This is a genomic window from Mannheimia varigena, from assembly GCF_013377235.1.
GTDB classification, from domain to species: Bacteria; Pseudomonadota; Gammaproteobacteria; order Enterobacterales; family Pasteurellaceae; genus Mannheimia; species Mannheimia varigena.
Genome location: NZ_CP016226.1, coordinates 123505 through 139478, shown reverse-complemented (window position 1 = coordinate 139478; position 15974 = coordinate 123505). Strand labels below are relative to the sequence as shown.

Genomic DNA, 15974 nt, shown 5'->3' with positions numbered 1-15974 from the left:
GTTTTCCTCAAAAATTTGCATTTAGGGTGGACATATCTGCCACTTCTACAAAATATCTTACTTACTTCTACGCAAACTAAAATTGATAACCGACATTAAAACCCGCTACGCCATCAGAAGTTCTAAATCCTTCCGGTTTTCTTATCGGTTTGCCGAGAAACAGATCATAATGAAAACCTTTTATACCGCCTCTAAGCCCAATAGCAGTCCCCATTAAGTGATGTCCTAACTGTAGACTTTCATCTGACCAGCCAGAAACTCTTCCGCCATCAACCGCCCAATAGAATGAATGGTTTGGCGTAAACGCCCACACCAATTCATTTCGCCAGTTCCAACCACGCTGACCTGAAAGGGTTAATTCACCATCAAAACCTCTTACCGTATAACGGCTGCCAATCGAAAAGCGATCTTGTGGAATAAGTGGCGTTTTATTCCACTGTCCGTTCCAGCCGGAATTAAATTGCCAAGACTGATTACCCCACATAAAGGGTTGATTGTAAGAAAGAAAGGCAGTAATAATTTGTGGTCTCGACGTGCCCTCTCCCCACAATTCTTCCGAGGCTTGCAGCTGCCCTCTTGCCCCTGTGCCTCTCTTATAATTTGCTGATAGCTCTAAAGTGCCATTACCTAAATATTCTTTGTGAGAAAAACCGGCTTCCCAGCCTGCCATTCGGCGTTTTTGGACACCAATTTCTGCTCCATCAACATAGTTATGTGATTGACGCGACCAAAGCGATGCTGAAAGTGTAGTTTTCCGAGTGCTATCTCGATAAAGTAGATAAGAAAGTGTGAGTTTATCTGTATCACTCTTACCTGCATAAAGATAACTTTTCGCAAAAGCCCCAAAAACCTCTTGATGATAGCGATTTTGATTATGCGAAAACGCCAAATTCCAATAGCCAAAAGGAATGGAATAATACAATGTTAGATTTTTGCTGGCACGGCTACCTTTATCATCGCCTTTTTGTTTAATTGAGTGGGTAAAAGAAGTATAGAAAAGGTCGTTTGCGGAGAAAATATTGTCGATAGAAAGTGTACCGTTTGCCTGTACTTTCCCTGTCGATTTTGAGCCTGCATCATCAAGCCCTAAACTCAGCCTAAACGGAAAGGCTTGGCTATAAGTAATTTTTAAATCACTATCGCCTACTTCAGCTTTTCCACTTTCGCTCGGGAGAATTTCAATATTTGCCTCAACGGTAGGCACACGTTTTAAATTTTCCAGAGATTGTTCAATATCTCGAATATTCAATATATCACCTGAAGCAAAGGTTAATCCGGTGAAAGCGTGTAATGGGGTAAAACGTGGAATATTGCCATTATCAACCACTATCGTATTACGCACTTTACCTGGTATCACCGTTAGCACTAATTTACCACTGCGTAAATCTTGCTCTTCAATAACTACTCGAGTAGTTACATAACCACGACCGATAATTTCATTTTGCACTTGCTTCATCAAAATGCCTAATCCTTCTCCTCCAAAACAGTGGGGCAATGTCAAATGGAGTGATTTTGCGGCTTTATTAAATGCCCATTGGAATTCGCTAGAGGTGAGAGAAGCATCAGAGGAATAGTCAATAAATGAAATTTGGTGAATCGGATAACAAGGCAATTCGTGATTTGAAAGAGTAAGAGGTTCAGAGTAGGATGTATTAAGACGAATATCAGGTTGATTTTTTAATTGTTTGGCTTGTGCCTGTTGATACTGTTGCTGGCGTTGTTGTTGGACAGCATCTATTTGCTGCTGAATAGGGTCTAAACGCTCAGTATCTGCAAAAGCAGGAGGGCTCAGTAATACGCAACTAAAAATAATAGGTTGATAATTTTTCATAGGATCAATAATAGCAACTGTATACTCGATACTATGGAGTGTATAAAATTCCTCACATTTTTGCAAATTTAAGCATAAAATAACAGTATAGAAGGCTATTCTATCCAATTGGCAATATGAATATTATATACAACCAATTGATTTTAAATCAATTTTTTATTTACACTTCATAAATATATGTAAACAACCGTTCTGAAATACGTGTATATCTAAATTGTCAAAATAAATTCATAAATCTATTAAGAAGTATTATGCCTTAGAAAGAATTATTGATCGGACTGTTCTAACTATAAAATTAAAACAGTCCTTGATTCTACTATAAAGCGTATCTTAGTAAGTAGGTTTCATATCGAATTTATAAGATATGAAACCGTATAATGTCCATCCAATAAAGGTAACAATAGAGCCATATAGCATTGGTTGTTCTCCTGCTGCATAAAGTGCATATAAGCTATATAATGAACCAACAAATGCAATAAAAGTTGTTATTCTTGCTTTATTTTCAGGTACTTTCTCTACTTTTTGTAAAACCATTAATGCTGCCATTGATAATAAATATGGAATGACATTTGTTACTACAGCTAGATCTACTAAAATATTAAATTGCTTATTTAAGGAAGGGCTAATAGTCATAAGGGTTAAACCACTTTGAATCGCTGTAATTATTACCATCCCTATAACAGGTGCGTCTTTAGTTGTAACCTTTTTAAATACTGATGGGAAATACCCCTCTTCTGCAGAACTTTTAAATACTTGCGCTATCGTAAATTGCCAACCTAATAAAGAGCCAAAACAAGACATTACCATTAGCCCCATTACTACTTTACCAGCCGTCTCATTAAACATATGAGCAAATGCTAAGCCAAATGGAGCTGTAGAGTTTGCTAAATCTAAATTAGGAACAATACCAGCAATCACATTGGTTGAAATAATATAAATAACTGCAGCACCTAATGTTCCCCCTAAAACAGCAATCGGCACATTTTTCTCTGGATTTTCGACAACATCCGTATTCGCACACGCAGATTCTAAGCCTAAGAAAGCCCATAAAGTCATAGAGATAGAGACACCAATAGCTTCAAAAGTTGGTACATTATGAGGATTCCAAGAACTGAGATAAAGATCTGGTTCAAACCATTTCCAACCGATAATGCAAAGTCCAACAACAGGAATAATAACTCCCCAGATAGTAAATGAACTAATATTTCCAGTAATTCTTGCACCACCAAAATTTAATACAGTAGCTAACCATAGCGTGATACCTGTCCATATCGCAATAGAAATAGGAGATAGAGACGTTTCGAATAATTCTGAACCATAGCCAACAGCAGAAATAGCAATTGCCGTATTAGCTATTAATAATGATACACCATAAGAATAGTTAGCTAAGAAGTTTCCTGCTTTACCAAAGGAGTATTCCGCATAGCCTCCCATCCCTCCTGATTTTTTGCTAAACATACCACATTGTGCAAAAGCATATGCTAACGCGGTTGAGCCTACTGCAGTAACTAGCCAAGAAACAATGGAAATTGTCCCTATTTCGGCTAATTTAGTCGGTAGCATAATGATACCTGACCCCATCATATTCACCATAGTAATAATAGTGAGTTGAATAACTCCTATTTTATTTATATTTGTACTCATAAGTAGTTTCTCCATCATTTATAAAAGTGCAATATAGATTTACTGCACTTTTAACAACAATATTATTGTTCAATTAATACATAACCATAAGCTCGTGTGCGCCCATCAGGATCTTTCTGTAAATAAACTCCCTGAATTTCTGGTGCAAAACCGGGTAACACGTTAATACCCTCTTCCAATGCTAAAAAGTATTTTTGGGCAGTTTCATTCCATTTTTCACCTGGAACAACACAAATGACACCTGGAGGGTAAGGTAATGCACCTTCTGCGGCGACACGACCTACAATGTCGGTAAGTGGAACAAGTTCTACATTATTTCGTACCAATTCAATGTTAGCATCTTTAGGATTCATCACATATGGTGGCAATGTCGCTTTCCTAAATAGATTACGTTGTAATGTTTTCACATCACGAGCAACATACAGGCCGTGCATTTCTTGGCAAAGTTGACGGATGGTGTAGCCGTTATAGCGCTCAGCATTATTGGCATAAACGCTTGGTAACACTTCTTTCAACAATGAATTTTGTTTAATGTGTTTTTCAAATGAGGTAATTTGTGCTACAAGTGTTTGCATCTTTGTAAGGGTTTCTGCAGGGGTAAGTAAGAATAATATAGAGTTCAAATCACATTTTTCTGGAATAATACCGTTTTCACGTAGATAGTTAGCCAAAATAGTGGCTGGAATACCAAATTCTTCATATTCACCAGTTTGAATATCAATTCCTGGTGTTGTTAACATAAATTTGCATGGGTCAACAAAATATTGATTTTCGGTATAGCCTTCAAATTTGTGCCAAGAATCACCGGCATGGAATTTAAAGAACTCAAGATCTTGTGCAATTTCATCAGTAGAATAATCTTGCCATTTCTTACCATTTACATATGGTGGAATAAATGGCTTAATTAATTGACAAGAATTAAGTACTAACTTGCGGGCTTCAATACCATTTTTAACACAATCTAGCCATAATCGACGTCCTGCTGAGCTACCTTGGATTTTGGCATTTACATCTAATGTTGCAAATAACGGATAGAATGGGCTAGTTGAGGCATGTAGCATAAAAGCATTATTAAAACGCTTGTGGTTACAATAGCGAGACTGGCCTTTAATATGCTTATCTTTTTTATGAATTTGTGATGCTTGAGAAAAACCGGCCTGTTGTTTATGTACGGATTGAGTAACAATAATACCAGGATCATCCTCATTTAATTCTAATAATAAAGGAGAGCACTCTTTCATCATCGGAATAAATTGTTCATATCCCACCCAAGCTGAATCAAATAAGATATAATCACAAAGATGACCAATTTTATCGACAACTTGACGTGCGTTATAGATAGTTCCATCATATGTCCCAAGCTGAATAACTGCTAAACGAAATGGGCGTTGTTGATTTAATTTCTCAGGAGCGATTTCTTTGACTAAAGATTTCAGATAGTCATCATCAAAACAATGACTATCAATTCCCCCAATAAAACCAAATGGATTACGGGCAGTTTCAAGATAAATTGGTGTTGCACCAGCTTGAATTAATGCACCATGGTGAATAGATTTATGATTATTACGGTCAAATAAAACGAGATCACCAGGAGAAAGTAATGCATTAGTAACAACTTTATTAGCAGAAGAGGTTCCATTTAAAACAAAGTAGGTTTTATCAGCATTAAACATCTGTGCAGCGTATTTTTGTGCATCGCAAGCAGCACCTTCATGAATTAATAAATCACCAAGTTTTACATCAGCATTACAGATGTCGGAACGGAAAATATTTTCACCATAGAAATCATAGAGAAATCGACCTGCTGGATGCTTACGGAAATATTGTCCACCTTGATGCCCTGGGCAATCAAAAGCAGTATTTCCCATTTCAACATACTCACTTAACATTTTGAAGAACGGTGGTAACATTTTGTCTTCATAAAGATGTACTGCTGTTTCAATTTGGCGACTATATAAATTGATATCGTAATTATTAAGATCTTGTATATGATAAACCTGATCAAAATATTGAGGAGCTAAGATTTTCCCTGACTCCACCACAATAAATACTGGAATATTGAATTCTTTTTCCAAAATTCTATCAATATATTGATGAACATCATCCGTACTTAATACTATAGCACCAACATCTGTAAAATCAGTTTTATCAATAGCAACTAACTCTCTTGTTGTATGGAAATAAGGTTGAACTAATGAACTATATGCGATTTTTAAATGTAACATAATTAACTCCATTATTTAGCATATGAAAAACCTCTCATTATTTTTTATTAACAATGAGATATACTTTACCGATACTATTCTGACAAACATTCAATATACGAAATATAAAACACTTACAAAATAATATTGATATAGAATTGGGTTTTTAAATAAATAGATATCCTTCCTTTAAAAAAGGAATAAACTAAGATTTATTTAAAATAGGAATGAATAACCGTCTTTTGATAGACAGATTAATCCTGTTTGATTGGACTCGTTGAATTAAGAGATTGGAAATAAGAGAAATGAAAGCAAGAACGACAAGCTGGCATCATAATGTGTCTAGTTCTTCTAATATGAGCCATAAGACTTTTACCTTTATCCGGGAAGTATTCTATATGGTATTTGTGTAACATAATACACCTCTTAAATACATCTTTATTTAAATAACTTCATCATAATTGATGAAACCTAGCTTATTAGCTAAGATAAAATTTACAACTATGCATAAAATAAATCAATGTAAAAAATCTTAAAAAACAGATATAGATCAAAAAAAACACTAATTAAATTAAAATATATATCCTATTTATCATTACATAGTCCCGTACAATAAAAAACACTCTCAGCATTTAGCTGACCAGTTATAGTAAAAGTGGTAAAATTTATAAACTTATTTGTAGTACATTATCTTTATCTATACATTATTCACATTTAAAAGAGTTATATTATGAACCTATTTGAAGCAATTTTAATTTTAATTGCACTTATTATCATTAGTGCAATCATTTCTTCTGCCGAGATTTCATTGGCAGGTGCAAGAAAACTGAAACTTCAGCAACTAGCAAATGAAGGAAACTTAAAAGCATCTCAGGTGCTAAAACTTCAAGAACACCCAGGACGCTTTATTACTGTTGTGCAAATCGGCTTAAATATGGTGGCAATTTTAGGTGGGGTAATTGGCGAGAGTATTGTGAACCCTTTTGTCTATTCTCTGCTTTCTCAATATAGCCAAGCAGAATGGGTTGAAAGTGCGAGCTCTTGGCTTGCTTTTATTTTTGTAACGGTTGCTTTTATTCTATTTGCCGATCTTATTCCTAAACGACTAGCAATGGCAAATCCAGAAAAAATTGCCTTGCGAACAATAGGGATAATGATCTTTTCAATCATTATATTTAAACCATTAGTTTGGTTGTTTGACACTATTGCAAATGCGATTTTCAAACTGTTTAGAGTACCAACTATTCGAGAGGATAATATGACTTCAGAGGATATTTTTGCAATAGTTAATGCTGGAGCTCAAGCCGGAATTGTAAAAGAACAAGAGCAATACTTAATTGAAAATATTTTTGAAATGCAGCAACGTACTGTTACCTCAACAATGACAACACGTGAAAATATTGTTTTCTTGGAGCATACTTTCAATAGAGAACAAGTACTTGAAACCGTAAAAGCAAATCCTCACTCTAAGTTATTAATTTGTGATAAATCTATCGATAAAATTTTAGGCTATGTTGAAACCCATAATATTTTAACGCTTTATCTACAAGAAAAGCAGGTAAAATTAACCGACTCAACTGTATTGCGTAAATCGCTTTTTATTCCAGATACGCTCTCTTTATACGAAGTTTTAGAACTATTTAAATCAACTGGCGAGGATTTTGCCGTTATTGTGAATGAATATGCATTAGTAGTTGGCATTGTTACCCTAAATGATGTAATGAGCATTGTAATGGGTGAGCTGGTTTCTCACGAAGAAGAGCAAATTGTTCAGCGTAATGAACATTCTTGGTTAATTGATGGAGCAACACCACTAGAAGATGTAATGCGTGCTTTAGATATTGCCGAGTTTCCGAATGCAGAGAACTATGAAACTATTGCAGGTTTTATGATGTATATTTTACGTAAAATTCCAAAGAAAACCGATTTTGTATTGTGGGATAAATATAAATTTGAAATTATTGATACCGATAACTTCAAAATCGACCAAGTGATGGTTTCGATCCAAAATGATGTGATATAGCGAATTAATGGGCGGGTACAAGAACTCGCCCTATAAATTTGCAAATTTTTAATAGAATTCAACCGCTTGTAATTCCTCAATTCCTTTCTTCATACTGTAATGGATACAAATTCAGTTTATCCATTAATTTGCGGTCATAATCTTCTTCCGGATTTTCTGTGGTGAGCAATTTATCGCCATAAAAAATAGAGTTCGCTCCAGCCATAAAGCAAAGGGCTTGCATTGCTTCCGGCATTGCGGTTCTTCCTGCAGAAAGCCGAACAAAGCTGTTTGGCATTGTAATTCTTGCCACCGCAATGGTGCGGACGAACTCCGTCCAATCCAAATCTTCGGCATTGGCAAGTGGTGTGCCTTCTACTTTAATCAGTTGGTTAATCGGCACGCTTTCAGGTTGTGGATCGAGGTTAGCAAGGCTTGCTATTAAACCAGCTCGATCCGGGCGAGTTTCGTTCATTCCGACAATACCACCGCAACAGACTTTTAGCCCTGCATTGCGAACTTTGCCTAGCGTGTCCATTCTGTCATCGTGGCTGCGAGTATGAATGATTTTGTTGTAGCGTTCAGGGTCGGTGTCTAAATTGTGGTTGTAATAATCCAACCCAGCCTCTTTTAGCTCTTCCGCCATTCCCTCTTCCAACATTCCAAATGTGCCGCAGGTTTCTAAACCTAAGGCTTTGACTTCATTGATAATTTTAGAGACCACTTCAATATCTTTCGTCTTCGGGCCTCGCCACGCCGCCCCCATACAAAAACGGCTCGCCCCTCGTGATTTGGCGATTTTGGCTTTTTCTACAATGGTGCCGATGTCTAGCATTGCCTGTTTTTCCACGCCGGTGTCATAGCGGGCAGATTGTGGGCAATATTCGCAATCTTCAGCACAGCCACCGGTTTTAATCGAAAGCAGTGTAGAAAGCTGAATGGCGTTAGCATCAAAATGCTCACGATGAATTTGAGCAGCTTTGAAGACTAAATCCATAAACGGCATATCGAAAAGTTCTTCCACTTGGCATTTTCGCCAATATTGTGCCGTGGGGTGAGGTGTGAGTTCGTCTTTGGCTTTCAATCTCAGTTGAAATGTGGTCATATTGTGTTTTCTCCTTTATACAAAAGGACTAAACCCCTTGAGGTTTAGTCCTTAATTTCTAATTTTGATTTATATTATAACGAAGAATTGCAAATTATAACTTCGGACCAGCTGCGATTAACGCTTTGCCTTCGTCATTGGTTGCATATTTTTCAAAGTTTTTCACAAATCTGCCCGCAAGATCTTCTGCTTTAGTTTGCCATTGTGCTTTATCTGCGTAGGTATTACGAGGGTCTAAAATGCCTGTATCTACGCCCGGTAATGCGGTTGGGATTGCTAAATCGAAGATTGGCAGTTTGTTCATTTCTGCTTTATCGATTGAGCCATCTAAAATCGCATCGATGATACCACGAGTATCTTTAATTGAGATACGTTTGCCGGTTCCGTTCCAACCTGTATTCACTAAGTAAGCTTCTGCACCAGCCGCTTCCATACGTTTCACTAACACTTCTGCGTATTGTGTTGGGTGTAGAGATAAGAATGCTGCACCGAAACAGGCTGAGAATGTTGGGGTTGGCTCGGTAATGCCACGCTCTGTACCGGCTAATTTCGCAGTAAAGCCTGATAAGAAGTAGTATTTTGTTTGCTCTGGTGTAAGTTTAGATACCGGAGGCAATACACCGAACGCATCAGCAGTTAAGAAAATCACTTTTTTCGCGTGACCGGCTTTTGACGGTACAGCAATGTTATCAATGTGGTAAATCGGGTAACTTACACGAGTATTCTCTGTTTTTGATTTATCATCGAAATCGATTGTGCCATCTTCACGCACGACCACATTTTCTAATAACGCATCACGGCGGATTGCACGGTAGATGTCCGGCTCGTTTTCGATAGAAAGGTTGATGGTTTTCGCATAGCAACCGCCTTCGTAGTTGAATACGCCGTTTTCGTCCCAACCGTGTTCATCATCACCGATTAATTTACGTTTTGGATCAGTTGATAATGTGGTTTTACCCGTGCCTGATAAACCAAAGAATACTGCCACATCGCCTTCTTCACCCACATTTGCAGAACAGTGCATTGAAGCCACGCCTTTAAGTGGTAAGAAGTAGTTCATCATTGAGAATAAACCTTTCTTCATCTCACCGCCGTACCAAGTACCACCGATGATTTGTACACCTTCGGTGATATTAAATGCGACAAAGTTTTCAGAATTTAAACCTTGCTCTTTCCAGTTCGAATTAGTTACTTGAGAACCATTCATTACTACGAAATCAGGTTTGAAATCTTTCAACTCTTCTTCTGTTGGGCGAATGAACATATTTTTCACAAAGTGAGCTTGCCACGCCACTTGCGTAACAATACGCACATTAATGCGGTGTTCTGGGCTTGCTCCACAGAAGGCATCAATGATAAACAAACGTTTGTTAGAAAGCTCTTCCGTCACTAAACCTTTTAGGCTTTGCCATGTAGCTTGATTCATCGGCTTGTTATCATTTTTAGCCGCATCAGATGTCCACCAAACAGTATCTTTTGTTTTTTCATCTAACACGATGTATTTGTCTTTCGGTGAACGACCAGTGAAAATGCCGGTATCAACCGCCACAGCCCCTAGGTTCGTTAACACACCTTTTTCATAACCTTGAAGATTTGGGTTCATCTCCTCTTCAAACAGTTGCTCATAGCTAGGATTACGTACGATTTCTTTTACATTTGTAATGCCTAAGTCTGCAAGTTCTTGTTCAATACGATTTAACATAGTGGTTACCTCATAATAGTTATAAAATTAAACTGTGCTTATTATACTGAAATGAAATAAAAAAAATGTTACATACTTCAAATTTTTGAAAATTTGTTGAAAAAAATTTCAAAAAGATGGACGGATATTGTTTTATATCAAAACTTACACTTGACTTAAACCTATGTGCAGAACTCCTTTGTTTGGATTTTTTGCAAATTCAAGGTAAAATCCGACCTCCGACCGCTTGTGTCGATTCATTTTAATAAAGAGAAAAATAAATGCGTCTATTAATTATATTTTTTGCCTTATTATTCTGTATTTTTCAGTACAGCTTCTGGTTTGGCAAAAACGGTTGGACTGATTACCAAGAAGTCCAAGAAGAAGTGGCAATGTTAAAAGAAGAAAATGCCAAACTAGTTGCTCGAAATAAGCTGATTGAAGCAGAAATTCACGACTTAAAAAATGGGGTAGATGCTCTTGAAGAACGTGCCAGACTTGAACGTGAAATGGTAAAAGAGAATGAAATGTTCTACCGTATTGTACCGAAAAATAAATAAAAGCCTTTATGACGAGAAAAATTTTTGTAGTTATTCCTGCCTCAGGTATTGGTAGCCGAATGCAGGCAGACAAACCAAAACAATATTTAAAATTAAAAGGGAAAACTATTTTAGAGCATACAGTTTCCCTTTTTCTTGATCACCCTAAAATAACCAAAGTAGTTGTGGCAGTCGCAAAAGATGATCCTTTCTATACCGAAATTGCTCTACTGAAAAGTGATAAAGTGCAAATCGTCTTTGGCGGTGAAACCCGAGCGGACTCCGTATTCAATGCATTAAACGTAATCGAAGATGAAAATGCTTGGGCGTTAGTTCACGATGCTGCTCGCCCTTGTCTCAAGCGGTCAGATTTAGACAAACTTTTGCAAATTAAAGATGATCAAGGGGGAATTTTAGCCACCCCGGCTATTGATACAATGAAGCGAGCCAACGGCACACAAATTTTGCATACAGAAGATCGCTCAACCTTATGGCACGCTTTAACGCCACAATTTTTTCCTGCTAAGAGGCTAAAAACTGCGTTAGAAACAGCCTTTAATAAAGGGCAAATTGTAACCGATGAAGCCTCTGCTATGGAGCTAAGTGGTTACCAACCACAACTTATTGCCGGCAGAAGCGATAATATCAAAATTACCCGCCCAGAAGATTTAGCCTTAGCAGAGTTTTACCTCTCTCATCATTTGGAGAAATAATATATGATTCGTATTGGACACGGTTTTGACGTTCACGCCTTTGGCGAAGACCGACCGCTTATTATTGCAGGCGTTGAGGTACCTTACCACACAGGTTTTATTGCTCATAGTGATGGCGATGTTGCCCTTCACGCTCTAACTGATGCGTTACTCGGTGCAGTTGCATTAGGCGATATTGGCAAACTTTTCCCGGATACCGATATGCAATATAAAAATGCTGATAGTCGAGGTTTATTAATTGAAGCCTATCGCCAAGTGCAAGAACAAGGATATAAAGTTGGTAATGTTGATGTAACCATTATCGCTCAAGCTCCCAAAATGCGTCCGCATATCGATAAAATGCGTCAAACCATTGCTGATGATTTGAAATGCGATATTTCCCAAGTAAATGTGAAAGCCACAACAACGGAAAAGTTAGGCTTTACTGGGCGTGGAGAAGGCATTGCTTGTGAAGCGGTGGCATTATTATTAAAAGTATAAAAGTTACAAGCGGTCGAATTTTCATAGAAATTTGCAAATTTCTATCAGAAAATAACCGCTTGTAAAATTCTGCCTTGTCTTATTTTTAAATTTATCTATAATAGAAAGCCTTACGCAATGAGCGTAATTCAATGGGGCGTTATTGGTTCCTCGCAACGGTGTTCAGCTTACTTGATCAGGTTCGGAAGAAAGCAGTCTGGGTTGAAATTTCTGTGTGCCGAGGGTCGCTGGTAACGCCCCACCCTTTTATCTAACCTATATCATCAGGAGAATCCTATGCTCCAGATCATTCCCATTCCGGCATTAAGCGATAACTATATTTGGGTAATTCGTAAAGAACAAGATGTGATTATTGTTGATCCGTCAGAACATCAGCCTGTATTAGACTTTATTACAAAAAATGCATTAAATTTGACCGCTATCTTGCTCACTCATAATCATCACGACCACACAGATGGAGTGACTAGCATTATGGAAAACTATCCGAATCTTCCAGTTTATGGCCCGCAAGAAGTGGCTGAATTTGCCAATGTGATTGTGTCGCCAGAACAACATATTAAACTGTTTGATTACGATGTAAAAATTATTGAAAGTGCAGGACATACCGCAGGGCATATTAGTTATTTGTTTGGTTATGATTATCTATTTTGCGGCGATGCGTTATTTTCAGGCGGTTGCGGACGTGTTTTCACAGGTGATTACCGAGCGCAATTTGAAGCATTGCAACGTTTTAAAAAATTGCCTAATTCGGTTAAAGTCTACCCTGCTCACGAATACACTAAGAGCAATCTAAAATTTGCCGAGGCTGTATTGCCCGTAAATTGCACTCTCGCAGAATATCAAGAACAGGTTGATATTTTACGCTCGCAAAATAAACCAACATTACCGACCACCATTGGGCTTGAAATGCAAGTAAATCCGTTTATGCAAGCGATCGATTTAGACGAATTTATTGCACTTCGCAAAAAGAAAGATAATTTCTAACAATGATGGGAGCATCAGGCTGATTTCAGTACAAAAGAGAAACTGCTCCCCTCACCTTCTTTACTGGTAATGTTAAGTGTTGAGCCGTGTTGCTCTAATGCGTGCTTCACAATTGCCAGCCCTAAACCACTGCCCCCTGTTTTCTTACTTCGAGATTCATCAACTCGATAAAAACGTTCGGTTAAATGTGGTAAGTGGATTTCAGGAATGCCGATGCCATCATCTTTTACCTCAAATTTCATTCCTTGTTCGCACGGTTTCCAACTAATCTCAATATGACATTCCTGCCCCGAATGCTTAATTGAGTTATAAATTAAGTTAGATACTACACTATGCAGCTGATGTTCATTGCCGAATATTTCTATATTTGGTTGAATATCAAAAGTAATTTTATGCGAGTAAGTATTTAAAATTTCTATGTCTTTTTTCAATGAAAGAATCATTATAGACATATTAAACAGTTGATGTTCTTTATTTGATGAAGTTTCTATTTTCGCTAACATATTCAGTTGCTGTAATAAATTCGTCATTCTCAAGCTCTGCTCTTGCATTGCCTTTATAGCTTTTTCTTGCAGTAAACTTTGCACCGGCTGATCAGCTAAAATTTCCAAATAACCTTGTAGAACAGTAAGCGGCGTTCTTAATTCATGGTTGATATTACTTAAAAATGTTTGCCTGGAACGCAACAGTTTTATCATTTCTGTAATATCACGTCCAATAATCAGCAAGGTTTCAGGATCATATTGATGAATATGAATTTCGATATAACGTTCGTTATAAGTTAGTAATACCAGAGGTCGGCTTTTTCTAGGCTGAACAAAATAGTGCTTAAATTGTTTGTAAAAAATTACATTGAGAATATTTTTTTGCGTTTTTTTGTGCCAATAAAAATCAAACATTTTTTGTGCCATTTGATTACACCAGAGAATATCTCCATTATCTTGGCAAATAATTGTCGCATCAGGTAAATACTGAATATTCTTATTTAACTTGGAGAGTAGGCGTAAATTCTCAAATTTCTCTTTTTTATTTTTCTGGCGATAATCCGCCATTGTTTGTGAAAAATTTTCTAAATTAAGTAATTCAATCTCTTTCTTATTTTGCGGCTTTAAGCGCTGTAGTAATCGATATTCTATGATGTGATGCCAAACAATTACTCCAATAGCAATAACTGCCAACCAACTCATAAAATCAAGTGCAAATAGGCTAAACGTAAAAGCTAATGTAATTGATAAAATCAATTCTGCTAAAAAGTTAAGTAATTTTTTCATCATTCACCTTGAATATGCAGTGAAAAACGATAGCCACTTCCTCTTACCGTTTGCAAATAACTATCACATTGGTAAGGTTCAAGGCTGCGGCGTAAGCGGCGGATATAGCTATCTACCGTTCTGTCTTCTACTTCTAAGTCATCACCCCAAATTCGATTTAATAATTGCTCTCGAGAGTAAACTTTTTCCGGGTGTGTCATAAAAAAGTGGAGTAATTTAAATTCGGTATGACTTAGTTGGATTTGTTCAGACTGATAAAACACTCGTTTTGCATTTTCATCTAAGATCAAATCATTAAATTGAATAATTTGTGAGGTTTGCTCGTAAATTCTTCGCCAAACGGCTTCAATACGGGCGATTAAGACTTTTGGAGAAAATGGCTTGATAACATAATCATCTGCCCCTGCATTTAAGCAGGTAATACAATCTTCTTCTGCACTACGAGCAGTGAGCATAATCACCGGAATTTGGGCAGTTTCTTCATGCTTTTTCATATATTCAATGAGTTGCACGCCTGAACGCCCGGGTAGCATCCAATCTAATAAAACCAATTGTGGCTTTTCAGCAAGTTTTTTCACTGCACTTTGGTAATCTTCTGCTTCAATAATATCGTATTGATGCTGCATTAGAAAAAGGCTAATCATCTCACGAATGCCACGTTCATCTTCTACCACTAAAATGCGTCTGTTCATACTCGTCCTCCAATAGAAGAAATGCAGTGAAAAGCTATTAACACTGCATTAATTGAATTAACTAACCCATTTTGCCCTGAATATAATCTGCCGTACGTGGAATTTTCGGTTGGCTAAAAATTTGTGCCGTTTCACCAAATTCAACTAGCTCACCCAAGTACATAAATGCGGTGTAATCAGAACAACGTGCGGCTTGTTGCATATTATGCGTTACCATAGCCACAGTATAATCTTGCTTGAGTTCGGTAATCAAGGCTTCAATTTTCATTGTAGAAATTGGGTCTAATGCCGAGCAAGGCTCGTCTAACAATAAGACATCAGGTTTGATGGCAATGGCTCTGGCAATACATAAACGTTGCTGTTGTCCGCCTGATAAACTATCGCCACTTTGGTGTAATTTATTTTTTACTTCATTCCATAATGCCGCTTTGGTTAAAGCCCACTCTACACGCTCATTCATCTCTTGTTTAGATAGCTTCTCAAATAAGCGGATACCAAAGGCGATGTTGTCATAAATTGACATTGGAAACGGTGTCGGTTTTTGGAATACCATACCCACTTTTGCACGAATAATGGAAATATCCGTATCGGTAGTTAATAGATTTTCACTGTCTAAATTGATCTCCCCTTCTGCTCTTTGGTTCGGGTAAAGCTCAAACATACGATTGAATGTTCTCAATAACGTGGATTTACCACAGCCGGAAGGTCCGATAAATGCAGTTACTTTATTTTTTGCAATATTTAAGTTGATATTCTTTAAAGCGTGGAAATCGCCATAATAAAAATTAAGATTTTGTACTGAAATTTTTGGTTCTACGTTCATTTCTA

At 37.1% G+C, this 15974-nt stretch carries 14 protein-coding genes and 1 other RNA gene; 6 read left to right on the top strand and 9 right to left on the bottom strand.

The window, feature by feature from the left end:
* Positions 1–76 precede the first annotated feature (76 nt).
* From A6B40_RS00655 to A6B40_RS10115, 4 genes are all read right to left on the bottom strand, one after another.
* On the bottom strand, positions 77–1831 hold the full coding sequence (locus tag A6B40_RS00655) for a ShlB/FhaC/HecB family hemolysin secretion/activation protein (protein WP_176671255.1): 1755 nt from the start codon (positions 1829–1831) through the stop codon (positions 77–79).
* Between the two features lie 330 nt (positions 1832–2161).
* A complete protein-coding gene (gene potE / locus A6B40_RS00650) occupies positions 2162–3475 on the bottom strand; it encodes a putrescine-ornithine antiporter (protein WP_176671254.1) in 1314 nt (437 codons plus the stop codon).
* 62 nt (positions 3476–3537) lie between these two features.
* Positions 3538–5700 (bottom strand): ornithine decarboxylase SpeF, encoded by a 2163-nt coding sequence (gene speF, locus A6B40_RS00645; protein WP_025247603.1) that lies wholly within the window; start codon positions 5698–5700, stop codon positions 3538–3540.
* A gap of 233 nt (positions 5701–5933) precedes the next feature.
* Positions 5934–6011 carry a hypothetical protein gene (locus A6B40_RS10115; protein WP_231475488.1) on the bottom strand — a complete coding sequence of 26 codons (78 nt, stop codon included), beginning with the start codon at positions 6009–6011 and terminating at the stop codon, positions 5934–5936.
* Between the two features lie 398 nt (positions 6012–6409).
* Between A6B40_RS10115 and paeA the strand changes: the two genes are divergently transcribed.
* Complete coding sequence (paeA, locus tag A6B40_RS00635; RefSeq protein ID WP_025217103.1) at positions 6410–7702, top strand: polyamine export protein PaeA; 1293 nt, start codon at positions 6410–6412, stop codon at positions 7700–7702.
* Positions 7703–7778: 76 nt separating this feature from the next.
* Here paeA and bioB read toward each other — a convergent pair whose 3' ends face one another.
* A complete protein-coding gene (gene bioB, locus A6B40_RS00630) occupies positions 7779–8786 on the bottom strand; it encodes a biotin synthase BioB (RefSeq protein WP_176671253.1) in 1008 nt (335 codons plus the stop codon).
* Between the two features lie 94 nt (positions 8787–8880).
* On the bottom strand, positions 8881–10488 hold the full coding sequence (gene pckA, locus A6B40_RS00625; protein WP_176671252.1) for a phosphoenolpyruvate carboxykinase (ATP): 1608 nt from the start codon (positions 10486–10488) through the stop codon (positions 8881–8883).
* 260 nt (positions 10489–10748) lie between these two features.
* Here pckA and ftsB point away from each other — a divergent pair, with 260 nt between their 5' ends.
* From ftsB to gloB, 5 genes are all read left to right on the top strand, one after another.
* Positions 10749–11027, top strand: coding sequence for a cell division protein FtsB (gene ftsB, locus A6B40_RS00620; RefSeq protein ID WP_025217100.1), 279 nt, complete (start codon positions 10749–10751; stop codon positions 11025–11027).
* Positions 11028–11035: 8 nt separating this feature from the next.
* On the top strand, positions 11036–11719 hold the full coding sequence (gene ispD / locus A6B40_RS00615; protein WP_176671251.1) for a 2-C-methyl-D-erythritol 4-phosphate cytidylyltransferase: 684 nt from the start codon (positions 11036–11038) through the stop codon (positions 11717–11719).
* A gap of 3 nt (positions 11720–11722) precedes the next feature.
* On the top strand, positions 11723–12199 hold the full coding sequence (ispF, locus tag A6B40_RS00610) for a 2-C-methyl-D-erythritol 2,4-cyclodiphosphate synthase (RefSeq protein ID WP_025217098.1): 477 nt from the start codon (positions 11723–11725) through the stop codon (positions 12197–12199).
* Positions 12200–12338: 139 nt separating this feature from the next.
* Positions 12339–12436: signal recognition particle sRNA small type (gene ffs / locus A6B40_RS00605), an RNA gene on the top strand.
* A gap of 39 nt (positions 12437–12475) precedes the next feature.
* Complete coding sequence (gene gloB / locus A6B40_RS00600) at positions 12476–13183, top strand: hydroxyacylglutathione hydrolase (protein ID WP_176671250.1); 708 nt, start codon at positions 12476–12478, stop codon at positions 13181–13183.
* A 14-nt stretch (positions 13184–13197) separates the two neighbouring features.
* Here gloB and phoR read toward each other — a convergent pair whose 3' ends face one another.
* The 3 genes from phoR to pstB all read right to left on the bottom strand — a co-directional run bounded on the left by phoR (position 13198) and on the right by pstB (position 15969).
* The gene (phoR, locus tag A6B40_RS00595; RefSeq protein ID WP_176672295.1) at positions 13198–14454 is read right to left on the bottom strand and encodes a phosphate regulon sensor histidine kinase PhoR; all 1257 of its coding nucleotides are present in this window, start codon (positions 14452–14454) and stop codon (positions 13198–13200) included.
* On the bottom strand, positions 14454–15146 hold the full coding sequence (phoB, locus tag A6B40_RS00590; protein ID WP_176671249.1) for a phosphate regulon transcriptional regulator PhoB: 693 nt from the start codon (positions 15144–15146) through the stop codon (positions 14454–14456). The genes phoR and phoB overlap by 1 nt, the downstream gene beginning before the upstream one ends.
* A 61-nt stretch (positions 15147–15207) precedes the next feature.
* Positions 15208–15969: a phosphate ABC transporter ATP-binding protein PstB gene (pstB, locus tag A6B40_RS00585; protein WP_176671248.1), complete on the bottom strand. Its 762-nt coding sequence runs from the start codon at positions 15967–15969 to the stop codon at positions 15208–15210.
* Positions 15970–15974 lie beyond the last annotated feature (5 nt).

Coding starts and splice junctions, on each gene's coding strand:
- A6B40_RS00655 (WP_176671255.1), bottom strand. CDS start 1,831: ATGAAAAATTATCAACCTATTATTTTTAGTTGCGTATTACTGAGCCCT.
- potE (WP_176671254.1), bottom strand. CDS start 3,475: ATGAGTACAAATATAAATAAAATAGGAGTTATTCAACTCACTATTATT.
- speF (WP_025247603.1), bottom strand. CDS start 5,700: ATGTTACATTTAAAAATCGCATATAGTTCATTAGTTCAACCTTATTTC.
- A6B40_RS10115 (WP_231475488.1), bottom strand. CDS start 6,011: ATGCCAGCTTGTCGTTCTTGCTTTCATTTCTCTTATTTCCAATCTCTT.
- paeA (WP_025217103.1), top strand. CDS start 6,410: ATGAACCTATTTGAAGCAATTTTAATTTTAATTGCACTTATTATCATT.
- bioB (WP_176671253.1), bottom strand. CDS start 8,786: ATGACCACATTTCAACTGAGATTGAAAGCCAAAGACGAACTCACACCT.
- pckA (WP_176671252.1), bottom strand. CDS start 10,488: ATGTTAAATCGTATTGAACAAGAACTTGCAGACTTAGGCATTACAAAT.
- ftsB (WP_025217100.1), top strand. CDS start 10,749: ATGCGTCTATTAATTATATTTTTTGCCTTATTATTCTGTATTTTTCAG.
- ispD (WP_176671251.1), top strand. CDS start 11,036: ATGACGAGAAAAATTTTTGTAGTTATTCCTGCCTCAGGTATTGGTAGC.
- ispF (WP_025217098.1), top strand. CDS start 11,723: ATGATTCGTATTGGACACGGTTTTGACGTTCACGCCTTTGGCGAAGAC.
- gloB (WP_176671250.1), top strand. CDS start 12,476: ATGCTCCAGATCATTCCCATTCCGGCATTAAGCGATAACTATATTTGG.
- phoR (WP_176672295.1), bottom strand. CDS start 14,454: ATGAAAAAATTACTTAACTTTTTAGCAGAATTGATTTTATCAATTACA.
- phoB (WP_176671249.1), bottom strand. CDS start 15,146: ATGAACAGACGCATTTTAGTGGTAGAAGATGAACGTGGCATTCGTGAG.
- pstB (WP_176671248.1), bottom strand. CDS start 15,969: ATGAACGTAGAACCAAAAATTTCAGTACAAAATCTTAATTTTTATTAT.